22 protein-coding genes and 1 tRNA gene are annotated in these 21,990 nt (G+C 66.8%); 12 read left to right on the forward strand and 11 right to left on the reverse strand.

The annotated features are described in order from the left end of the window. The first annotated feature begins 9 nt into the window (after positions 1 to 9). The 3 genes from zwf to pgl are packed head-to-tail and all read left to right on the forward strand — an operon-like array spanning position 10 to position 3,277. Positions 10 to 1,560, forward strand: a complete 1,551-nt coding sequence (gene zwf, locus IXW21_RS05605; RefSeq protein ID WP_194763286.1) for a glucose-6-phosphate dehydrogenase — start codon at positions 10 to 12, stop codon at positions 1,558 to 1,560. After that, a complete protein-coding gene (locus IXW21_RS05610) occupies positions 1,557 to 2,492 on the forward strand; it encodes a glucose-6-phosphate dehydrogenase assembly protein OpcA (protein WP_194763287.1) in 936 nt (311 codons plus the stop codon). The genes zwf and IXW21_RS05610 overlap by 4 nt, the downstream gene beginning before the upstream one ends. Continuing rightward, a complete protein-coding gene (gene pgl, locus IXW21_RS05615; RefSeq protein WP_194763288.1) occupies positions 2,492 to 3,277 on the forward strand; it encodes a 6-phosphogluconolactonase in 786 nt (261 codons plus the stop codon). The genes IXW21_RS05610 and pgl overlap by 1 nt, the downstream gene beginning before the upstream one ends. A gap of 57 nt (positions 3,278 to 3,334) precedes the next feature. Here pgl and IXW21_RS05620 read toward each other — a convergent pair whose 3' ends face one another. Then, positions 3,335 to 4,330 (reverse strand): DMT family transporter, encoded by a 996-nt coding sequence (locus tag IXW21_RS05620; protein WP_194763496.1) that lies wholly within the window; start codon positions 4,328 to 4,330, stop codon positions 3,335 to 3,337. 61 nt (positions 4,331 to 4,391) lie between these two features. Here IXW21_RS05620 and def point away from each other — a divergent pair, with 61 nt between their 5' ends. The 3 genes from def (at position 4,392) to IXW21_RS05635 (ending at position 7,277) form a co-directional block, all read left to right on the forward strand. After that, entirely contained in the window at positions 4,392 to 4,958 is a 567-nt protein-coding gene (gene def / locus IXW21_RS05625) for a peptide deformylase (RefSeq protein WP_194763289.1), read from the forward strand. 120 nt (positions 4,959 to 5,078) lie between these two features. After that, positions 5,079 to 5,594: a septum formation family protein gene (locus IXW21_RS05630; protein ID WP_194763290.1), complete on the forward strand. Its 516-nt coding sequence runs from the start codon at positions 5,079 to 5,081 to the stop codon at positions 5,592 to 5,594. Between the two features lie 1,014 nt (positions 5,595 to 6,608). After that, positions 6,609 to 7,277, forward strand: coding sequence for a hypothetical protein (locus IXW21_RS05635; RefSeq protein WP_194763291.1), 669 nt, complete (start codon positions 6,609 to 6,611; stop codon positions 7,275 to 7,277). A gap of 143 nt (positions 7,278 to 7,420) precedes the next feature. On the opposite strand, the gene IXW21_RS05640 is transcribed toward IXW21_RS05635, so the two are convergent. The 5 genes from IXW21_RS05640 to dusB form a co-directional block, all read right to left on the reverse strand. After that, positions 7,421 to 7,496 (reverse strand) — tRNA-Asn (locus IXW21_RS05640). Between the two features lie 97 nt (positions 7,497 to 7,593). Further along, positions 7,594 to 8,367, reverse strand: coding sequence for an ATP-binding cassette domain-containing protein (locus tag IXW21_RS05645; RefSeq protein WP_194763292.1), 774 nt, complete (start codon positions 8,365 to 8,367; stop codon positions 7,594 to 7,596). A 36-nt stretch (positions 8,368 to 8,403) separates the two neighbouring features. Further along, on the reverse strand, positions 8,404 to 10,290 hold the full coding sequence (gene dnaG, locus IXW21_RS05650) for a DNA primase (RefSeq protein ID WP_194763293.1): 1,887 nt from the start codon (positions 10,288 to 10,290) through the stop codon (positions 8,404 to 8,406). Next, entirely contained in the window at positions 10,290 to 11,684 is a 1,395-nt protein-coding gene (locus tag IXW21_RS05655) for a deoxyguanosinetriphosphate triphosphohydrolase (protein ID WP_194763294.1), read from the reverse strand. Before IXW21_RS05655 ends, dnaG begins: the two co-directional genes overlap by 1 nt. Further along, positions 11,674 to 12,828, reverse strand: a complete 1,155-nt coding sequence (gene dusB / locus IXW21_RS05660) for a tRNA dihydrouridine synthase DusB (RefSeq protein WP_194763295.1) — start codon at positions 12,826 to 12,828, stop codon at positions 11,674 to 11,676. The genes IXW21_RS05655 and dusB overlap by 11 nt, the downstream gene beginning before the upstream one ends. 59 nt (positions 12,829 to 12,887) lie before the next feature. On the opposite strand from dusB, the gene IXW21_RS05665 reads away from it, so the two are divergent. Next, on the forward strand, positions 12,888 to 13,382 hold the full coding sequence (locus IXW21_RS05665) for a glutathione peroxidase (protein WP_194763296.1): 495 nt from the start codon (positions 12,888 to 12,890) through the stop codon (positions 13,380 to 13,382). 48 nt (positions 13,383 to 13,430) lie between these two features. After that, the gene (locus tag IXW21_RS05670; protein WP_194763297.1) at positions 13,431 to 14,201 is read left to right on the forward strand and encodes a phosphotransferase; all 771 of its coding nucleotides are present in this window, start codon (positions 13,431 to 13,433) and stop codon (positions 14,199 to 14,201) included. 6 nt (positions 14,202 to 14,207) lie between these two features. Here IXW21_RS05670 and IXW21_RS05675 read toward each other — a convergent pair whose 3' ends face one another. After that, the gene (locus tag IXW21_RS05675; protein ID WP_194763298.1) at positions 14,208 to 14,900 is read right to left on the reverse strand and encodes a DsbA family oxidoreductase; all 693 of its coding nucleotides are present in this window, start codon (positions 14,898 to 14,900) and stop codon (positions 14,208 to 14,210) included. 53 nt (positions 14,901 to 14,953) lie between these two features. Here IXW21_RS05675 and IXW21_RS05680 point away from each other — a divergent pair, with 53 nt between their 5' ends. Beyond that, a complete protein-coding gene (locus IXW21_RS05680; protein ID WP_194763299.1) occupies positions 14,954 to 15,529 on the forward strand; it encodes an AAA family ATPase in 576 nt (191 codons plus the stop codon). Next, a complete protein-coding gene (locus IXW21_RS05685) occupies positions 15,526 to 16,152 on the forward strand; it encodes an AAA family ATPase (protein WP_228528209.1) in 627 nt (208 codons plus the stop codon). The genes IXW21_RS05680 and IXW21_RS05685 overlap by 4 nt, the downstream gene beginning before the upstream one ends. Here the strand turns inward: IXW21_RS05685 and IXW21_RS05690 are convergent. After that, positions 16,092 to 16,895, reverse strand: coding sequence for an isoprenyl transferase (locus tag IXW21_RS05690; protein ID WP_194763300.1), 804 nt, complete (start codon positions 16,893 to 16,895; stop codon positions 16,092 to 16,094). The two genes, IXW21_RS05685 and IXW21_RS05690, sit on opposite strands and share 61 nt — an antisense overlap. Continuing rightward, entirely contained in the window at positions 16,892 to 17,638 is a 747-nt protein-coding gene (gene recO, locus IXW21_RS05695; protein ID WP_194763301.1) for a DNA repair protein RecO, read from the reverse strand. The genes IXW21_RS05690 and recO overlap by 4 nt, the downstream gene beginning before the upstream one ends. A 34-nt stretch (positions 17,639 to 17,672) precedes the next feature. Here recO and IXW21_RS05700 point away from each other — a divergent pair, with 34 nt between their 5' ends. Beyond that, positions 17,673 to 18,368, forward strand: coding sequence for a trimeric intracellular cation channel family protein (locus IXW21_RS05700; RefSeq protein WP_194763302.1), 696 nt, complete (start codon positions 17,673 to 17,675; stop codon positions 18,366 to 18,368). A 75-nt stretch (positions 18,369 to 18,443) separates the two neighbouring features. Here the strand turns inward: IXW21_RS05700 and leuA are convergent, their stop codons facing one another. Continuing rightward, a complete protein-coding gene (gene leuA / locus IXW21_RS05705) occupies positions 18,444 to 20,198 on the reverse strand; it encodes a 2-isopropylmalate synthase (RefSeq protein WP_194763303.1) in 1,755 nt (584 codons plus the stop codon). Positions 20,199 to 20,384: 186 nt separating this feature from the next. Here leuA and IXW21_RS05710 point away from each other — a divergent pair, with 186 nt between their 5' ends. Beyond that, complete coding sequence (locus IXW21_RS05710) at positions 20,385 to 21,029, forward strand: hypothetical protein (RefSeq protein WP_228528210.1); 645 nt, start codon at positions 20,385 to 20,387, stop codon at positions 21,027 to 21,029. Positions 21,030 to 21,041: 12 nt separating this feature from the next. On the opposite strand, the gene IXW21_RS05715 is transcribed toward IXW21_RS05710, so the two are convergent. Beyond that, on the reverse strand, positions 21,042 to 21,983 hold the full coding sequence (locus IXW21_RS05715) for an NADP-dependent oxidoreductase (RefSeq protein ID WP_194763304.1): 942 nt from the start codon (positions 21,981 to 21,983) through the stop codon (positions 21,042 to 21,044). Positions 21,984 to 21,990: the final 7 nt, after the last annotated feature.

Here is a 21,990-nt window from a genome sequence, read left to right on the forward strand (position 1 = left end):
CCCCCACCGATGTCTGTTCCCATTTCGCGCGGGCACAACCCGCTGCGTGACCCCGATGATCGCCGGCTGAACCGAATCGCAGGGCCCAGCGCCCTCGTGATCTTCGGCGTCACCGGTGACCTGTCGCGCAAGAAGCTCATGCCCGCCGTCTACGACCTCGCCAACCGCGGTCTCCTGCCGCCCGGATTCGCGCTGGTCGGGTTCGCCCGTCGCGACTGGGAGGACCAGGACTTCGCCCAGGTCGTCTACGACGCCGTCAAGCAGCACGCCCGCACCCCGTTCCGTGAGGAGACATGGGCGCAGCTGCTGCAGGGCATCCGCTTCGTCAGCGGCGAGTTCGACAACCCCGAGTCGTTCCGCAAGCTGCGCGAGACGGTCGACCAGCTGGATGTCGAGCGCGGCACGATGGGGAACCACGCGTTCTACCTGTCGATCCCGCCGAAGGACTTCCCGCTCGTCGCCAAGCAGCTCAAGGATTCCGGTCTCGTGGGCGCGAACGACGACGATGACGAGCGCTGGCGTCGTGTCGTCATCGAGAAGCCGTTCGGTCACGACCTCGAATCGGCTCGCGAGCTGAACGCGGCTCTCGAAGTGGCGTTCTCGGCGGATTCGATCTTCCGCATCGACCACTACCTCGGCAAGGAGACGGTCCAGAACATCCTGGCGCTGCGCTTCGCGAACGAGCTCTACGAGCCGATCTGGAACCGCAACTACGTCGACCACGTGCAGATCACGATGGCCGAGGACATCGGCGTCGGCGGCCGTGCCGGGTACTACGACGGTGTCGGCGCAGCGCGCGACGTCATCCAGAACCACCTGCTGCAGCTGCTCGCGCTCACCGCGATGGAGGAGCCGATCTCGCTCTCCGCCGAGCACCTCCGCGCCGAGAAGGAGAAGGTCCTCGCTGCGGTGCACGTGCCCGACGATCTCTCCCTCGCTACAGCCCGCGGACAGTATGCCGGCGGATGGCAGGGCGGCGAGCAGGTCACCGGATTCCTCGACGAAGACGGCATGAACCCGGAGTCCGCGACGGAGACGTACGCCGCGATCAAGCTCGAGATCGACACGCGTCGCTGGTCGGGCGTGCCGTTCTACCTGCGCACCGGCAAGCGCCTCGGTCGTCGTGTCACCGAGGTCGCCGTCGTGTTCAAGAAGGCGCCGGAGCATCTCTTCGGCCGCTCGAACACCTCGGAGCTCGGGCAGAACGCCCTCGTCATCCGCGTGCAGCCCGATGAGGGAGTGACGATCCGCTTCGGGTCGAAGGTTCCGGGCAACGGCACCAACGTGCGCGATGTCACGATGGACTTCGGCTACGGCCACGCGTTCACCGAGGCGAGCCCCGAGGCGTACGAGCGACTGATCCTCGACGTCCTGCTGGGCGACCCGCCGCTGTTCCCGCGGCATGAAGAAGTCGAGCTCTCCTGGAAGATCCTCGACCCCGTAGAGAAGTTCTGGGCTGCCGAAGGCGGCCCGGTCGACCAGTACGCACCCGGTTCGTGGGGTCCGGCATCCGCCGACGACCTCCTTGCCCGTGACGGACGAGTCTGGAGACGCCCGTGATCATCGACCTTCCCGACACGACCGTCAGCCAGGTCGCCAAGCAGCTCGTCAAGGTGCGCGAAGACGGCGGTGCGGTCGCCCTCGGTCGCGTGCTCACGCTGATCATCTCCGCGCGCAACGGCGTCGCTGAAGCAGCGATCGACGCGGCGAACGACGCATCCCGTGAGCACCCGATGCGTGTCATCGTGCTCACCACGGGCGACGGCGACGCCCGTCTCGACGCGCAGATCCGCGTCGGAGGTGACGCCGGCGCGAGCGAGGTCGTCGTCCTCCACGCGTACGGCGACGCCGCGAGCAACGAGGAGAGCCTCGTCACCGGCCTGCTGCTGCCCGACGCACCGGTGGTCGCGTGGTGGCCGGAAGAGGCTCCCGCCTCTCCCGCCAACTCGCCGCTGGGCAGGATCGCGCAGCGCCGCATCACGGATGCCGCCACGGCTCCCGATGTGCGCGACCGGCTCGCGCTGCTCGGCGAGACGCACGCCCCCGGTGACACCGACCTCGCCTGGACGCGTCTGACGCACTGGCGCGAGCAGCTCGCCGCTGTGCTCGATCAGCCCCCGTTCGAAGAGGTCACCGCTGTCGAGGTGCGCGGCGGATCGGCATCGCCATCCACCGCCCTGCTCGCGGCCTGGTTGCAGATGGCACTCGACATCACGGTCACATGGCACTACGAGGACCCCGAGCACTGGCAGGAGGGCATCAAGTCGGTGCGCCTGACACGTGCGTCCGGTGACATCCTCCTCGAGCGTCCCGAGCCGGGCGTGGCCGTCCTGACGCAGCCGGAGCAGCCCGATCACGACCTGCACCTGCCGCGTCGCACTCTGCGTGAGTGCCTCGCAGAGGAGCTGCGTCGCCTCGACCCCGACGTCCTGTACGGTCGAGTGATCACCGAGGGCTGGAAAAAGCTGGGCCCGCCCGAGACAGGAGAATGATGTCGACGCAGCCGACGCCCGCAGAGAAGCGGGTCGTGGTCGAGAGCACCCCGGGAGCCCTGGCTGCTCGGGTCGCTGACCGGTTCCTCACTCGGCTGCGGGCACGCACTCGCAACGGCCGCATCGCCCACGTCGCCCTCACCGGCGGCTCCATGGGCGGTGCGGTCCTGCGCGCGACCCTCGAGGACCCCCGGTCCGACGAGATCGACTGGTCACTGGTGCACTTCTGGTGGGGCGACGAGCGCTTCGTGGCCCGGACGGATGCCGACCGCAACGCCGTGCAGTCACGAGCCGCTCTGCTCGATCACATCCCGGTCCCGCCGGAGAACGTGCATGAGGTCGCGGCCGCAGGCGAAGGCCTGACACTCGACGAGGCCGCCACGGCGTATGCGGAGGAACTCGCGCGCTTCGGCACCGACGAGCACCCGTGGCCGTCATTCGCCGTGTGCTTCCTCGGGGTCGGCCCCGACGGTCACATCGCCTCGCTGTTCCCCGACAGGCAGGAGGTGACCGTCACCGATGTCGCCGCGCTGCCGGTGCGCAACTCGCCGAAGCCACCGCCCGAGCGTGTGACGCTCACGCGCCCGGTGCTCAATGCGTCCAAGCGTGTCTGGCTCGTGCTCACCGGGGCCGACAAGGCATCTGCTCTGGGCCTGGCTCTCGCCGGCGCGAGCTACACCAGCGTGCCGGTGGCCGGAGCCAAGGGCCGCAAGCGCACGGTCTTCTTCGTCGACGACGCCGCGGCCTCCGAGGTCTCTCCCGACCTCATCGACCAGTCGTACTGACCGTCGTCCAGCGAAAACGCCGAGCGCCTCCGGGCCTCGGCGTTTTCGCTGCGCCTGTCAGGCGTCGGCGTCCTTCGACGGACCGTCCGCCGGGGCGTCGCTTCCTCGGGGGATGCCGAGGTCCTGGCTGTCGCTCAGCACCTGCGGGTGGTATCGCGCCAGACCGACGACTCCCCAGACCGCGATCGCGCCGGCGATGCCGAAGATGACCAGCACCCATGGCGGCGCTGCGGCTGCCTCACCGAGGATCGTCATCCCGATGAGAACGGCGATCAGAGGGTCCACGACGGTCAATCCGGCGATGACGAGGTCGGGCGGACCCGAGCTGTATGCGGTCTGCACGAAGTAGGCGCCCACCGCCGCGGCGGCGATCAGCGCGATCACGCACACGATCGTGATCCACTCGAAGTTGCCCGCCTGCACGCGCTTGATGACGACCTTCGCGAGAGTGGCGACGAAGCCGTAGAGGATGCCGGCTCCGATGACGTAGAAGAGGGCGCGCATGCGGTGGCGGAGCACGAGCCAGCATGCTCCGAGCACGATGATGACGACCAGCAGGATCGCGAGGATCGTGAAGAGTTCGGTATCGGTCACATCCTTCTCGGTCGCGAAGATCGCGGCGAAGAAGACGAAGAGGAAGATGCCGCCCACACAGGCGACGATCGCCGTGATCGACTGCCGTGTCGGCGTGTGGCCCGATATGCGCGCGTTCAACAGCGTCGTCATGACGAGCGCGATGGCACCCAGAGGCTGGACGACGATGAGCGGTGCCTGCACGAGCGCGGCGAGCTGACAAACGATCGCGAGACCCAGCATCAACGTCCCGGCGATCCAGGACGGACGGGTCATCAACGCCTTCACCTGCGCGAAGGTCAGCCCGCTCGTGCCGGTCGACCCGCTCAGACGCTCGACCTTCTCGACGCCGCGGTGCTGATACTGCGCGCCGAGCGACATGAAGACGGCGCCGGCGAGGGCCAGAGGGATGCCGAGGAGCAGCCCGGGGTTCTGGAATGCACCGACCAGCTGCTCGGTGACGTCTTCCGCCCCGGTCATCCATACGGAAATGCTCACCCTACGACCCTACCCGGCGACATGCTCCGAGTAGGGTTATGGCGTGGCTGTACTTCCGATTCGCATCATGGGCGACCCCGTCCTGCACTCCCCCGCCTCCGTCGTCGAGGAGATCACCGACGACATCCGAACGCTCGTCGCCGACATGTTCGAGACCATGGACATCGCTCCCGGTGTCGGTCTCGCCGCACCCCAGGTCGGCGTTCCCCTGCGGCTGTATACGTACTCCTATGTGGACGACGACGAGCAGCCCTGGCGCGGCGTGATCATCAACCCGGAACTGTGGATGGTGCCGCTCGAGCCCGGCGCCCCCGACGACGACCTCGAGTCCGAGGGGTGCCTGTCCTTCCCGGGAGAGCGCTTCGCACTGCGCCGGTCGGAGCGGGTGCGTGTCACCGGCACGGATCTCGACGGCAATCCCGTGGAGATCGCGGTCGACGGGTGGCGCGCACGCATCATGCAGCACGAGTTCGATCACCTCGACGGCATCCTCTACATCGACCGTCTCTCGGACGGCGACTGGAAGACCGTGCAGAAGATCGCGAAGAAGCGGGGTTGGGGACGTCCGGGCGCCAGCTGGATGCCCGGCGTCGACGACCTGGAAGGCTGACCTTACCTTTCAGCCCAATCACAGGCTCCTCCGAGTTGCATCACAGACTCGGAGACGGATAGCGTGCTGGAGGCGGGCTTCTCTGTGCCCGCTCACCAAGACGCTCTGGAGGGGAACATCATGATGAAACTGCGCACACGACGCGCGCTGGCACTCGCGGGTGCTGCTGTGGCGCTGTCGGTCGCTCTGACCGGCTGTAGCGCACTCGACGGGATCCTGGGCGGTGGCTCGGGAGACGCCGACCGCGACGAGGAGACCGGGCAGGTCACCGAGAGCGCGAACATCGACATCTTCTCGTTGAAGCTCGGCGACTGCACGATGGACAGCGGCACCGGACAGCTCGAGGACATCGACGTCGTGCCGTGCGACCAGCCGCACGACATGGAGGTCTACCACGAGATCACCATGGAGGACGGCGAGTTCTCCGATGAGTCCGTGGACGCAGCATCCGAAGAATGCATCGGCGACGCGTACACGACGTTCGTCGGTGTCGGCTACCAGGACTCCGCTCTGCAGGTGACCACGATCACGCCGACCCAGCAGACCTGGGACGAGCTGAACGATCGTGTCATCCAGTGCATCATCTTCGATGAGGCGGGACAGACGACCGGATCGCTCAAGGGCGCCGCACGCTGACCCGCACGCAACACAGAAGAAGGGGACTCCGCCACCGGGCGGGGTCCCCTTCTTCGTGCTTTGCCGATGTACATGAGCACAGCGGCGCGATCACCCCCCTCGGAGTTGTGACCACAGGGGGACCCATCCCGATTCAGGTGAAGATCGGATCTGTCGCCCGCCCTGCGAATCGGCCGAATGATCACGGCGATACCCTCGTCATTCAAGCGCAGCGCCCCGATGGCTTCGACGCCGAATCTATCGAGACGGCCGAACGTGGTCAGGCAGGGCGCGTGCAGGTAAGCGCAGGGCAGGTCGAGGTCTTTCGTTAGACAGATGTTGAACGAGCATCGGAATATACTGCGCAACAATCACTTTGTCGATACTCTCACTCTGCACGGACTCGATGTCGATGCCTTGGAGAGGAAACCAAGTGCGCAATTTGAAGCGAACTTTAGTGGCACTCTTTATTGCATCCCTGGTTGGAGTCGGAATCGGAGTTGCCCAGCCGGCGAATGCCGACAGCTTCGGCATATGTCCGTGGAATTCGAGTGGCAACACTGGCTGCCTTACCGACGACCGAAATGTGGATTACTGCACTGTATATCCCTGGCCGGTAGACGCATACGGGAGCCTTTTCGGGCTGCAAATGGCGAATTTGAACAATCAATCGAACCCGCTATACCAGACTTATTCTCCCACGTGCGGAACGCAGACTGACATAGGTGGCTATATTGCTGTTTCTCCAGAGTTCCCATCGGGGCTTCCGGCTGGATTCATTGCCGCCAGCCTTTGCACCAAACTGACTGCCGGAAAAGCAACCACTTGCGATCAGAGTACCCTAATTCTAGGCTCGGCCCTTGCCGGCAAATCGAGTGCTGTCAAGCGGCATTCATTGTGCCACGAGATCGGCCACATTGTTGGCTTGACGCACGGCTCGACCTACGGCGGCTGTATGACGAGTGGCCTACTCACGCTCACCACTTATGCGGGGCACCACGTCACACATTTGAACACGTATTGAGAGGATCTCTGATGAGTAAAGTAGTGATACGCAGAGCCATAGCTGCGGCGGGCACCGTAGCTGCGTTGATCTTTCTGAGCTCCTGCGCCGGTACGGACTCGAGCGGAGACACCGCAAACGGGTATGCCGACCGGCGGGGCCTCGAAAACGTGATGGCAACGCTCAGCTTCAATTATGAGGCGCTCTCATCCAACGCACTCGTTGCGAAGGACGTCGACGTTGTTATTGTAGGACAGGTTCGCGACATCAAGTTTGGCCCAGAATTCGGCCGTTTCGATGACGAATTCTCCGACATCCCCACGGTCGTCGTCGAGGTCACGGCTAGCAAGATCGTTCAAGGAAATGCCGACGAGAGTGTTTACTTCGCCTTGTGGTCCGCACCAATGACGGGAGTCGACGAGTGGCTCAAGGCGCTCCCGCCGGGAACCGACGTAGTGCTCTACGCAGACGTCTTGCCGAATCCTCAACGGTCCACGGGGTCCGGTGAGATCGATTCTCAAGGATGGACGGAGGGGAGGCCCGCTGACAAACCCCTCTATGTTCCGCATGTGCAGGGTTTCGCGGTCATGACGGAGGCTGGTGAGTTGTACTGGCCGCTGACCGGAGTCACTTCCGGGGATGAGCTGAGCAGCGCTCTGCCCGACGGGAGCGCTCTGGGAACCGACCAGTTCGACAGGTAGCGCTGCCGCACCCGATCTCACAGAAGGGGGCTCCGCCGAAGGCGGGGTCCCCTTCTGCATACCGACATCCGTCGATCGGGTACCCGCCCGCGCTCCCCCAGGAAAGGGAAAACCCCCGACCTTCAGACGAAGGTCGGGGGTATTGGCTCCCCGGCTTGGACTCGAACCAAGAACCTGCCGGTTAACAGCCGGCTGCTCTGCCAATTGAGCTACCGAGGAATGTGCTCCGCTGCGCGGGCAACTCGTCAATCCTAGCAAACTCCCGAGGCTGCTCGTGACATCGTCCGCACATCGGGCGTGTCGCCCGCCGATGCGATCACGGCTGCGAATCGGCTTCGGCATTGGGGGCCCAGAGCAGGTCCTTGCCGACCCCGCGGGCCACGACGTGGCCGGAACGGAGCATCAGCGTCTCGGCATTGAGCTCGCGGATGAAGTCGGCGTCGTTGGTCACCAGAAGCGCTCCCATCCCCTCCTCCTTGCGGCGGCGAGTGATGGCGTCGAAGACGACGGGGCGCACCTCGAGGTCGAGGTTCGCGAGGATCTCGTCGGCGATGAGGACGCGGGGCTCGAGCACGAAGGACCGCGCGATCGCGACCCGCTGACGCATCCCCGCACTCAACTCGTAGGGGAACTTCGCCGCGAGTCCGAGAGGGAGATGCAGCTCGTCAAGCAGCGTCGCGATGCGGATCGAGAGTGCCTTGGCGTTGACACGCTTCTCGCGGATGAGGATGGGCTCCGCGATCACCTCGTTGACGGTGAGCTGAGGCGGCAGATCGGCGCCTGCTCCCTGCGGGACGAAGCCTGTGCGATAGGTCAGCAGCCGATGCTTGCGCCCTGGCCGACGCACATCGACCCCGCAGACCTGGGCTCTGCCGCCGACGACGCGCACCGACGCGTCCGTCGACCCCGCGAGAGCCGCCACGAGCGTGGACTTCCCCGAACCCGTCGGGCCCGCGACGCAGATGAGCCCTCCAGGTGCGAGCGCGAACGTGACGCCGTCGATCGCGCGCGTCGGACCGCTGTGCCCGATCCGGTCGATCACCAGGTCGGAGCAGTCGATCGCATTGGTGGATTCAGGCCGGACAGACATGTTCCCATCCTGCCCTGCGGTGGTGGGTGCGCCTCGTTACGACTCGGTGAAGCGCTGACGCTCGACGTCGATGTCGCGCAGTCTCATACGCAGCGCACGGCCGCCGTCGGAATCGGCGGGCACGCGCTGCACCGCGCCGAGCAGCTCCTGCTTCTCACGCTCGAGAGCACGCAGGATCAGTCGCCGGGCGAGATCGGTGGTCGAGACGACCGCGCCCTCTTCGTTGCGCGCCGGGAAAGGCGTCATCAGGAGTTCACCGGCAAGAGAACGATAGGGCTCACGGACTGAGTTCACGGCCTCGGTCACCCAGCCCGCCCGGGTGCGGTCGGGGGCGGCGGCCACGGCCTCGCGAACAGCGTCGAGCCCGGGCGTCCGGAACGGCTGCTCGAGCGCACGCGTGAGCAGGGCCTGGTCGATGCGGTGGCCGTACTGGAGCGCGCCCATGATTGCGTCGCGCTCGACGGCGACATCCGCCGTGCGTGGAAGGCTCGCGAGCGTCACCGCGGCGACCGCGGGCGCACCCGACTGCTGCGCGTCGCTCGCGCCCTCGCGCCTGCCTGTCTCGTGTCTGCTCGTCTCATGCCTGCCGCTGCTGTTGGCCGCTCCGCGCGCAGCGCGCTCGACCTCGCCGTGCACCTCGGTCGGGTCCATGCCCAATCGGCGAGCCAGCACGCGCTCGTAGCCCGGACGCAGCAGTCGGTCACGGATCTCGGCGACGATGGGCGCCGCGGCGCGGAGCGCACCCACCCGCCCTTCGACCGTGGAGAGGTCGAAACCGCCGAGCTTGCGGTCGATCGCGAACTCGAACATCGGCTGCTTGGTCTCCATCAGAGCCCGCACTGCCGAGTCTCCGCGCTGCAACCGCAGGTCGCAGGGGTCGAGACCGTCCGGGGCGACGGCGACGAAGGTCTGGGCGTTGAAGCGGTCGTCCTCGGTGAACGCGCGGAGCGCCGCCTTCTGGCCTGCCTCGTCGCCGTCGAAGGTGAAGACCACTTCTCCGGAGGCGTTGTCATCACCCATGACCCGGCGAAGCACCTTGATGTGGTCGGTGCCGAACGCCGTGCCACACGTCGCGATCGCGGTGGTCAGCCCCGCGAGGTGGCACGCCATGACATCGGTGTACCCCTCGACGACGACGACACGGCGAGGATCGCCGCGGGCGATGTCGCGCTTCGCGAGGTCGAGGCCGTACAGCACCTGGGCCTTCTTGTAGATCGGCGTCTCGGGGGTGTTGAGGTACTTCGGCCCCTGGTCGTCATCGAAGAGCTTGCGGGCGCCGAAGCCGATCGTCTGGCCGGACACGTCGCGGATCGGCCACACCAGACGGCCACGGAAGCGGTCGTACACGCCGCGCTGTCCCGTCGACACGAGCCCCGCAGTGCTGAGCTCCTCACGCGTGAATCCCTGCGCTGTGAGCGCCTTGAGCATCCCATCCCACCCGCGCGGGGCGAAGCCGACTCCGAAATGAGCCGCGGCACCGGCATCGAAGCCGCGCTCGCCGAGAAAGCGTCGCCCCGCCTCCGCATCCGGCGTGAGCAGCTGCGCACGGAAGAACTCCGCCGCTGCTGTGTTCGCCGCGTAGAGGCGACTACGACCGCTCGTCTCGGGGGCTGATCCTCCGTCTTCGTAGTGCAGGGCGTAGCCGATGCGTCCCGCGAGCCGTTCGACGGCCTCGGTGAAGCTGACGTGGTCCATCTCGCGCAGGAACGAGTAGACGTCGCCGGACTCCCCGCACCCGAAGCAGTGGTAGTACCCAACCTGAGGTCGGACGTGGAAGCTCGGGCTCTTCTCGTCGTGGAACGGGCACAGGCCCTTGAGCGAACCGACACCGGCGGATTTCAGCGAGACCCGCTCTCCGACGATGTCGGCGATGTTCGTGCGAGCTTTGACCTCGTCGACATCGGCCTGACGGATGCGGGGCATCAGCCGGCCCCTTCGACGACCGCCTGCCGCGGCGTGTGCACGCGTGCTCCGGGGCGCGCGTGGCGCGGATTCCAGATGCCGACCTCGGCAGGATCGATCTCTCCCACGAGCCGGTTGTGCCAGTCGATAGCGCTCTGGTCGGTGAGACTCGCGATCTGGTCGACGACCACGCGCGCGCGCTCGGCGTCGGTGGTCGCCGCGACGAAGTCCGCGGAGAAGGCGGGCTCGAGCACATCTGCTCCCGCAGACCACAGCGCATCGGTCGACCAGAGCGCGTCTGCGAGTCGGGTCAGCACCCGACGCTGCTCCTTGTAGACGCCCTTGCGGGCGTCGATCGTCACGATCGCCTGGCCCATGATCCCCTTGAGCACGGCGATCTCAGCTTCGATGACGCGAGGCACGACGACGTGCGCGTTGTACCGCACGAGCACCGACCCCGCATACGCCTCGCGCGTCGCCGAGACCGCGGCCCGGGCGAATCGGCCGATGAAGTCGCTCGTGAGGTTCTTGAGCCGTGCGAGGTCGTGGCGCGACCGATCGAAGGACTTCAGCCACATCGGCTGCGAGGCCAGTCGGTACAGCGCGTCGGCGAGTTCGTCGCGCGTGAAGTCGTAGCCCACCCACTGCTGGATGCGGTCGATCAGCGAGTCGTGTGCACGCGGGTCGGAGAGCTGCGCCACATCGACGTAGCCGTTGACGATCGCGTCCTCGAAGTCGTGGACCGAGTAGCCGATGTCGTCGGAGAGGTCCATGATCTCGGCCTCGATGCAGCGCAGGCGGCCAGTAGCCCCCTCGCGCATCCACCGGAATACGGCCTCGTCTTCGGGATACACCCCGAACTTGAGTCGACCGCCCGGATCAGGCACCGGACTGTCGACCGTCCAGGGGTACTTGCACGTCGCGTCGAGGCTGGCCCGCGTGAGGTTGAGCCCGACCGACTGGCCCGAATCGTCGATGACCTTGGCCTCGAGACGGGTGAGGATCCGCAACGACTGCGCGTTGCCCTCGAAGCCTCCGATGTCCGCCGCCCACTCGTTGAGCGCGCGCTCGCCGTTGTGGCCGAAGGGCGGGTGACCGAGGTCGTGGCTGAGGCAGGCAGTGTCGACGACATCCGCCGAGACTCCCAGAGCCGTGGCCAGCTCGCGACCGACCTGTGCCACCTCGAGCGAATGCGTGAGACGGTTGCGGGCGAAGTCGGCCGTGCTCGCCGGACTGAGCACCTGGGTCTTCGCAGCGAGTCGACGCAGTGCAGCGGTGTGCAGCACGCGGGCGCGGTCGCGGGCGAAGTCGTCGCGTTCGGAACGGTGGGTCTCGGCGAAGAAGCGCTCGGCGTCGCGCGGATCATAGCCGTCGGCACGCCCCGCGGCCGCGCCCGCCTGCAGATCAGCCACCACTGTTCTCGATCTCCGCCCCTCGCATCATCTCCGACGCCGAGGCCGCGAGCTCACGCGACTCCAGCCACTTGTCCGGCAGAGCGGGGCGCTTCGGACGACCCGAACGGCCGCGCTGGCCCTCGGCATCCGCGCCGGGATAGGGAGCGGTGTGGTCGAGTCGGCCCAGCAGATCGTCGATCTCGGCGAGGCTCGATGCCGTGGCGAGTCCGGTGCGGATGTCGCCTCCGACCGGATAGCCCTTGAAGTACCAGGCGACGTGCTTGCGGACGTCGCGGCAGCCACGATCCTCGTCCTCGAAGAACTCGACGAGCAGCTCCGCGTGACGACGGAACGCATCGGCCACGAACCCGAGCGTGGCATCGACCGGATGCGACTCGGCACCGAAGGCTGCGGCCAGCTCGCCGAACAGCCACGGCCGGCCCAAGCATCCACGTCCGACGACCACCCCGTCGCAGTCGGTCTGCTGCATCATGCGCACAGCATCGTCGGCAGACCAGATGTCGCCATTGCCGAGAACCGGCACGCTCGTCACGGCCTGCTTGAGCTCACCGATCGCGTTCCAATCGGCGTGGCCGGAGTAGAACTCGCTGGCGGTGCGCGCGTGCAGGGCGATCGACGCGACACCCGCATCCTCGGCAGCGCGCCCGGCGTCGAGGAAGGTGAGATGGTCGGGGTCGATGCCCTTGCGCATCTTGATCGTCAGAGGGATGTCGCCGGCGGCTTTCACGGCCTGCGTGACGATCTGCGAGAAGAGAGAGCTCTTCCACGGAAGGGCCGCTCCCCCGCCCTTGCGCGTGACCTTGGGCACCGGGCAGCCGAAGTTCAGGTCGATGTGGTCGGCGTGGTCCTCGGCGACGATGATGCGCACGGCCTCGGCGATCGTGTGCGGGTCGACTCCGTACAGCTGGATCGATCGCGGCGTCTCGGACTCGTGGTGGCGGATCAGACGCATCGTCGTCTCATTGCGCTCGACCAGCGCGCGGGACGTGATCATCTCACTCACGTACAGCCCCGCGCCATACTCACGACAGAGCCGACGGAAGGCGGTGTTGGTGATCCCCGCCATGGGTGCCAGGACCACCGGCACGTCGAGGGCGATCGGACCGATGTTGAGGGTGCGAGCTGAAGCGGTGGCGAGAGTCATGTCCTCTCCATTCTCCCAGACAAGGAGCCGGTCGCGGCGCATCGATCTAAGCTGTGAACATGACCGATCCCGCTGTCCGTTCCATCCCCTTCACCGACGCCGACGGCACGGAGAAGACGCTCGACGATCTCGGTGCCGACGTGGTGCTGGTGGTCAACGTCGCCTCGAAGTGCGGACTCACCCCGCAGTACGAGCAGCTCGAGGAGCTGCAGCGCCTCTACAGCGATCGCGGATTCAGCGTCGTCGGGTTCCCCTGCAACCAGTTCTTCGGTCAGGAGCCGGGTTCGGTCGATCAGATCCTCGAGTTCTGCTCGACCACGTACGGTGTCACCTTCCCGATCACCGACAAGGTGAAGGTCAACGGCAGGAACGCCACCGATCTCTACAAGACGCTGAAGCAGACCCCGGATGCCGGCGGCAAGGCGGGTCGCGTCGAGTGGAACTTCGAGAAGTTCCTGGTGCTGCCCGACGGCGAGGTCGTGCGCTTCCGTCCGAAGCAGAAGCCGAACGACCCGGAGATCGTCGGGGCGATCGAGGCGGCTCTGACCCGCTGACGATGCGGCGGTGAGCCGGCAGGCGATCCGGTGCTCGGAGGACAGCGCATGCATGACGAGGAACCGCTGAGCGGCGGGAATGCGAGCGGCTCGGTCACCCGGGTCGGCGCCACGGTGCGCAAGAGCTGGACCCCTGCGACCGACGGCGTGCACGCGCTCATGCGGCATCTGCGCGAGCACGGGATCGACGTCGCCGAGCCGCTCGGGCGCGATGACGAGGGGCGCCAGATCATCGAATTCGTGCCGGGGACTCTCGCGCTGCACGCGGCGCCGTTCACGCACGATCACCTGCGCCGCGTGGGAGCGATGGTGCGATCGATCCACGACGCGACTGGCTTCTTCTCCCCGCCCCGTGACGCGGTCTGGGAGACGGCCATCCCGGCCCCGGGAGACGACCTCGTGTGCCACAACGACCTCGCACCCTGGAACCTGGTTATCGGAGATCGCTGGGTCTTCATCGACTGGGACGCCGCGGCACCGAGCACACGGCTCTGGGATCTCGCTTACGCCGCGCAGGCGTTCACGCTCTCGCGCGTGCAGCTGCCGCCCGAGGACGCGGGACGCGACCTGCGCGCCTTCATCGACGGCTACGGTGCCGGTGTCGGGCTACGCGAGCGCCTGCCTGAGGCGATGCGCGAGCGTGCCGCCGCCATGCTCGATCTGCTCGCGACGTCGCACGCGCAGGGACGCGAACCATGGGCATCGATGTTCGCCGAAGGGCACGGCGTGCACTGGACTGCCGCTGTCGACTACGTCGACGCGCACAGGTCCGTCTGGCTCACCGCTCTGACTCAGGCGTCGCCGGACGGCGACGCCTGAGAGTGATCAGACCGCAGCCTCTTCGAGGTCGCTCTCGTCCTGTCCGCGCTTGCTCCACAGGTCGCGCAGCACGTTCTCGAACGCTGCCGGCGGCTGCGCACCGCTGATGCCGTATTGTCCGTCGATGACGAAGAACGGCACACCCTGGATGCCGTAGGCCTGAGCCTGAGCCTGGTCCTGACGGACGTCGGCGAGGTGTCCCGACGACACCAGCGCGTCGCGGGTGTCGTCGGGATTGAGTCCGACCTCCACCGCGAGGGCGACCAGGTCGTCGATGCGTCCCACGTGCTTGCCCTCGGTGAAGTACGCCGACATCAGTCGTTCCTCCATCTCGTGCTGCACGCCCTGGGCCTTCGCGAAGTGAAGCAGCTCGTGCGCCTTCACGGTGTTGGTGTGCTGCAGAAGATCGAATCGGTACTCGAGACCGGCGTTCTCGGCCACGCCGGTGACGTGCGAGAGCATCTGCTCCACCTGATCACGGGGCATGCCCTTGTGCCCCGCGAGGAAGTCGATCTCATCGCCGTCGAAGTCGACGGGGGTGTCGGGCGACAGTTCGAACGAGTGGAAGGTGATGTTCACCTGCGGCGCGTCATCGTCGCCGGCGACGGCTTCGAGTCCCTTCTCGAGGTTGCGCTTGCCGATGTAGCACCAGGGGCAGGCGATGTCGGACCAGATGTCGATCGAGATGGCTTCACTCACACTCACATCCAACCGCATGAGTCCGTGGGCTATTCCGTCGGTAGGATTCTCGGATGCTCCCCGCCGATGATCCGCTGCCGTTCAGCCCCGAGAGGGTGCTGGTCGCAGGGGTGACAGGTTCGGGCAAGACCACCCTCGCTCAGCGGCTGGGGTCGCTCTGGAACCTGCGGCACGTGGAGATCGACGGGCTGTTCCACGGCCAGAACTGGACTCCGCGTCCGTCGTTCCTCGACGACGTGCGCACGTTCGCCGCGGAGGACCGCTGGATCACCGAGTGGCAGTACACCAGCAAGGGCACCGACCGAATTCTCGCGCCGCGCGCTCAGCTGGTGGTCTGGCTGGACTACCCCTACCCGCTCGTGCGACGACGCCTGCTGCGGCGCACGATCTCGCGACGCGTGTTCCGCACCCGGCTCTGGAACGGCAACGTCGAGCCACCCCTCTGGAAGCGGGACGCCTGGACGGGTGAGAACGATATCCTGCGCTGGCAGAAGGACACTCGTCACAAGTGGGAGGAACGGATGCCGAACGTGCTGGCGGAGCATCCTCACCTCGTCGTGATCCGCCTGTCCCACCCTCGCGACGTCGACAGGTGGCTGGCAGCGTCGAGGCCGGACACTCATCGATGAGCGCCCCGCTGCTGACCGCCGATGACCCGTTGCCTTTCAGTCCCGAAAGGGTGCTCATCGCGGGCGTCACGGGGTCCGGAAAGACGACGCTCGCTGCACGGGTGGCGACACTCTGGGATCTCGATCGTCACGAGATGGACGCTCTGTACCACGGACCGGGGTGGATACCCAGACCCGCTTTCCTCGACGACGTGCGCGCGTTCGCCGCGGAGGACCGCTGGATCACCGAGTGGCAGTACACGAGCAAGGGCACCGATGAGATCATGACGCCGCGGGCGCAGCTCGTGATCTGGCTCGACTACCCCTGGCCCCTCGTACGGATGCGTCTGCTGCGCCGCACACTGAGCCGCAGCATCCTGAGGACGCCCATGTACAACGGGAATGTCGAGAAGCCGCTCTGGCAGCTGTTGACGACGCGCGATCCCGCGCGCAGCATCCTCGCCTGGCAGACGAAGACCCGACGGTTCTGGTCGACGCAGATGCCAGTGAAGAGAGAGCGCTTCCCGCACCTGACGATCGTCAGACTGCGCCACCCGCGCGAGACGGAACGGTGGCTGCGGGCTCAGGCAGAAGCATCCGGGGTGTCGATCGCTCCGCCGAAGCGGCGGTCGCGCGACAGGTAGATGCCGATCGAGCGCCACAGCTCCTCGCGGGAGAAGTCAGGCCAGAGCGTGTCGAGGAACACCATCTCGGCGTAGGCCGCCTGCCAGAGCAGGAAGTTCGAGGTGCGCTGCTCCCCCGAGCTGCGCACGAAGAGGTCGACGTCCGGCATGTCGGGCACGTAGAGCTTGCGACGGATCATCTTCTCGCTGATCGCATTCGGCTTGACCTTGCCGGACGCCACATCGGCCGCGATCGACCGCATGGCGTCGACCAGCTCTACGCGACCGCCGTAGTTCACGCACATGGTGAGCGTGAGCACATCGTTGTCCTTGGTCAGCTGCTCGGCGTACTGCAGCTCTTTGATGACGCTGCCCCACAGGCGCGGCTTGCGGCCGGCCCAGCGCACACGGACACCCCACTCGTTGAGCTGGTCGCGACGACGATGCAGCACGTCGCGGTTGTAGCCCATCAGGAAGCGGACCTCTTCAGGAGACCGCGCCCAGTTCTCGGTCGAGAAGGCATAGACGGAGAGGTGCTTCACCCCGGCCTGGATCGCGCCGGCGACCACGTCGAGGAGAACCTCTTCCCCCGCCTTGTGACCCTCGACGCGATTGAGACCGCGGCGGTTCGCCCAGCGTCCGTTGCCGTCCATGACGATCGCGACATGCTCCGGCACTGCGGGGAAGGTCGGCGGATACACGCCCGTCCAATCGAGCGGGCGGTACGCCACTGCATCCTTGTGCGTGTAGGGCTTGGGGCTCACAGCGCTCCTTCTCGGGGTTCGTCGGGCACAAGGTGCGCGAGCGAGCGGATGCCGCGTTCCAGGTGCCATTGGGCATAGGCGGAGACGAGGCCCGATGCCGCTGCCGTGTCGGCGAGCGGTGCTCCATCGATGACATCCCATTCGCCGGCCATGAGGGCGCGCAGCAGAGAGAGTGTCCTGTCGGCCACCCGCGGGCTGCCGGCCGGTGCACAGTTCACGCAGACGGCCCCACCGAGCTGTCCGACGAAATGCGCATGCGGTCCCGGGGCGGCGCACCGAGCGCAGTCTCCGAGCGAGGGCGCCCACCCCGACAGCGCCATGACCCGGAGCAGATACGAGTCGAGGATGCTGCGCGGCGAATGCTCGCCGCGCGAGAGCGCCCGCAGCCCGCCCACGAGCAGCAAGTACTGCTGGGGGGTGGCCTCGGAATCGCTGAGCCGATCGGCGGTCTCGACCATCGCGTTGGCGGAGGTGAACCTGTCGTAGTGCGCCGCGATGTCGGATCCGTACGACCCGAGAGACTCCGCCTGCTGCACGATGTCGAGCGAACGACCCTGGTAGAGCTGCACGTCGGCGACCATGAAGGGCTCGAGGCGAGATCCGAACTTCGACGACGTGCGACGCACTCCCTTGGCGACCGCGCGGATCTTGCCGTGACCGCGCGAGAGCATCGTGACGATGCGATCCGCCTCGCCCAGCTTGTGGGTGCGCAGGATCACCGCTTCGTCTCGGTAGGTGGGCACTCCTCGATTATCCTCCGTGCGGAAGAATGGAGGGGTGACCGAACCGCTCTTCATCATTCCGCTCTGGGCGGACCTGCTCGGCGTGGGCCTCGGCGGGGTGCAGGGTGCGATGTTCGCCTCGGGCTTCCAGGGGCAGCGACGACTCGACTGGCTCGGTGTCGCCATCATCGGGATCATGATCGGCATGGGCGGCGGTCTCATCCGCGACATCCTGCTCGGGCAGACTCCGGCCACCCTGCAGAACAACTGGTATCTGCTGACGGCGACCGGAGCATCCCTGTTCGGTATGCTGCTGGCCGGTCTCTTCAATCGGCTCAACCGGGTCATCGTCGTCCTCGATGCCGTCGTCATCGGCATGTTCGGCGCCTTCGGCACGAGCAAGGCCATCGCCTTCGGCATCCCCCCGGTGCCTGCGGTCTTCATCGGAGCATGCGCCGCCGTCGGCGGCGGCGTCCTCAGGGACATGCTGATGGGGCTGCCGACCGCGATCATGCACGTCGGGTCGCTCTACGCCGTGGCCGCCGGAGCGGGATGCACGTTCATCGTGATCGCGAACGCTTTCGGCATGCCCATCCCGCTCGCCGCCGTGCTCGGCATCATCGTCACCGCGATCATCCGCGTGCTCGCGGTGAGCTTCGACGTGTCGCTGCCTGAGCAACGACGTCTGTACCGCCGCAAGGTCGCCGCCGAGACGGGTGTGATCCCGATCATCAAGCCCACCGCCGAGTGACCGCAACCCCTCATCAGCGAGGCAGACGAAACGCCCCACCCGACGACGGGTGGGGCGTTTCGTTCATTCGGAGGCTCAGACCGCGGCGAGCTCCTGCTGACGAGTGCGGATCGAGCGGTTGACGCCCGACACGATCGCCTTGAGGGACGCGGTCGAGATGTCGCCGTCGATGCCGACGCCCCACAGCCGCTGGTCGCCGATCTGCAGCTCGACGTAGGCCGCGGCCTGCGCATCACCGCCGGCGCTGAGAGCGTGCTCGACGTAGTCGTAGAGCGTGATGTCGAAGCCCTGCCCGCGCAGCACCTCGATGAACGCGGCGATCGGGCCGTTGCCGTTGCCTGTCACCGCCACCTGCTGGTCATCGTCGCGCAGTGTCACATCGAGGACCACGTCGCCCGACATGTCGCTGCGGGTCTGCGTCGAGAGCAGTTCGAACCGACCCCACTTGGCCTCGGTGTCGGCGGCTGGCAGGTACTCGTCGTTGAAGATCGACCAGATCTGCTCGCTCGTGACCTCGCCGCCCTCGGCGTCGGTCTTCGTCTGCACGACGCCCGAGAACTCGATCTGCAGCTTGCGCGGCAGGTCGATCGCGTGGTCGGCCTTCAGCAGGTATGCCACTCCGCCCTTGCCGGACTGCGAGTTGACCCGGATCACGGCCTCGTAGGAGCGACCGAGGTCCTTCGGGTCGACCGGCAGGTACGGCACGGCCCACTCGATGTCGTCGACCGTGACGCCCTCGGCCTCAGCACGGACGGCCATCGCCTCGAAGCCCTTCTTGATCGCATCCTGGTGCGAGCCGCTGAACGCGGTGAAGACCAGGTCTCCCGCCCAGGGGCTGCGCTCAGGCACCGGCAGCTGGTTGCAGTACTCGACCGTGCGCTTGACCTGGTCGATGTCGCTGAAGTCGATCTGCGGGTCGATGCCCTGCGTGAACAGGTTGATGCCCAGCGCCACGATGTCGACGTTGCCGGTGCGCTCGCCGTTGCCGAACAGGCAGCCCTCGATGCGGTCGGCGCCGGCCATGTAGCCGAGTTCGGCCGCAGCGATCGCGGTACCGCGGTCATTGTGCGGGTGCAGCGACAGGATCACGTTCTCGCGGTGCGCGAGGTTGCGGCTCATCCACTCGATCGAATCGGCGTAGACGTTCGGCGAAGCCATCTCGACGGTCGCCGGCAGGTTGATGATGACCTTGCGGTCGGGAGTGGGCTCGAAGACCTCGATCACCTGGTTGCAGACGTCCACGGCGAACTCGAGCTCGGTGCCCGTGTAGCTCTCGGGCGAGTACTCGTAGTAGACCTGCGTGTCGGGGATCGTCTTCTCGTACTGACGGCACAGGCGCGCACCCTCGAGAGCGATGTCGATGATGCCCTGCTTGTCGGTGCGGAACACGACCTCGCGCTGCAGCACGCTGGTCGAGTTGTACAGGTGCACGATGGCCTGCTTCGCGCCGGCGATCGACTCGTAGGTACGGGCGATCAGGTGTTCGCGCGCCTGGGTCAGCACCTGGATCGTGACGTCGTCGGGGATCAGATTCTCTTCGATGAGCTGACGGACGAAGTCGAAGTCGGTCTGGCTCGCCGAGGGGAACCCGACCTCGATCTCCTTGTAGCCCATGCTGACGAGCAGCTCGAACATCACGCGCTTGCGCTCGGGAGACATCGGGTCGATGAGCGCCTGGTTGCCGTCGCGCAGGTCGACGGCGCACCAGCGGGGAGCCTCGGTGATACGGGCGTCGGGCCAGGTGCGATCAGGCAGGTGGACGGCGATCTGCTCGTGGAACGGCCGATACTTGTGGATCGGCATCGCAGACGGGCGCTGGGTGTTGTGCATGATGGGCGTCTTCTCTTCGTCAGAAATGTGTACGGGCCAACACAAGCGCCGCGACGAGGAAGGCCCTAGCTTGAGGACTCGTCGCGGCAGCTAAGAAGAAGCAGACCGCCGAAAGGCATGCGGCCATGGTAGCAGGAAGAGTCGCAGCACTGTGAGACGATCACGGCGCGCGCGACACTGGGGAGTATGACGATCTCACGCACTCTCGCGTCTGCCGCCGCTGCAGTCGCTGCGACCGCGCTTCTCGTGCTGTCGGGGTGTTCGGCGGATGCGGGCTCCTCCCCCGCCCCGACGAGCTCACCGGTGGGGCTTCCTGCGACTGCGCCGGTGGTCGCTCCGCCCGAGGGGCCGGTGACCGCGGCCGGCATGGTGATCGATGCCGCCGGTGACGTCGAGATCTGCCTGGGCATCGTGATGGAGTCGTACCCGCCACAGTGCGTCGGCGTACCGGTCGACGGATGGACGTGGGATCAGGTCGAGGGCAGCGAGTCGAGCGGGGAGGTCCGGTGGGGCTCCTATGCCGCACAAGGTACGTATGACGGCGAGCGATTCATGCTCACCGATCCGCCGATCCTGCTCGCCCTGTATGACCCGATGCCGATCGAGGATCCCACGCGGGGAGTGGACGGGCACACCGACGACCGCGACCTGTCTCTGATCCAGGACGAGGTGTTCGCATGGCTCGGCACCGACGCGCTGACTGCCTGGCCTGAGCGAGGCTACGTCTGGATGCAGGTGGTGTGGGACGACGGAACTCTGCAGGATGCCGTCGATACCGCGTACAGAAAGGGCGTCGTCATCGTCACGTCAGCCATCCGGACGGTCGGCTAGGCCGCGCCGAGATCACGGAATGAGCGCGAGCTTGCCGCCCGGATGCCCTTCTGCCAACAGTGCGAGCGCCGCCGGCGCCTCGTCCAGCGGGAACGTCCGTGCCAACGGTACGGCCAACTCGCCGTTCTGCGCCAGCGCCACGAGCTCGCCGCGGATCTGATCGCGAAAACGCGCGCTCGCAGGCTGAGAGCCCGCGATGGCGAGGATGCCCTCGGCGGCGGCACGGGCGGCAGCGGCGATAGTCACGACGCGGCTCCTGTCGGCGACGAGCTCGAGCGAGACGTCGATCGCCTCGTCCGTTCCCACCGCATCGAGCGATGCGACGACGTCGTCGCCTGCCAGAGCACGCACGCGGTCGGCGAGACCGGGCCCGTATCGCACCGGGATTCCGCCGAAGTCGCGCACGACCTGCGCGCGCGCCTCGCTCGCAGTCCCGATCACGGTGATTCCGCGCAGCGCCGCCTGCTGCAGCACACTGACCCCTACCGCACCCGACGCGCCGTGGAGCAGGACCGTCTCCCCCGGGGTCACGCCGGTCACGTGCAGCATCTCGGCCGCCGTGGTTCCGGCGAGCAGCAGGTTCGCGGCCGCGGCATGCGTGAGCGTCGTGGGTTTGACGAACGCCTTCTCCGCCGGGAAGGTGAGCTCCGTCGCGAAGCCTCCGCGCACACGGAAAGCGATCACCTCGTCGCCGAGGGAGACCTCGCCGGAACCGATTCGCGTGTCGGGACCGATGGCCGTCACGACGCCCGAGATCTCGTACCCGATCGGCACGGGAAGCTCGACACCGTCACGAGGCGTCGCGACATGCTTGGCATCCGCCGGGTTCACCCCCGCAGCGAGGACGCGAACGGTGACCTCCCCCGGTCCGGGATCCGGCACGAGGGTCTCCACGAACTCCCAGGTCTCGGGCCCGCCCCAGGTGGTCGCGATCCATCGCTCGGCGACGGTCATGTGCTCT

Origin of the sequence: Microbacterium sp. UFMG61, assembly GCF_015354505.1 — a bacterium.
GTDB lineage: Bacteria > Actinomycetota > Actinomycetes > Actinomycetales > Microbacteriaceae > Microbacterium.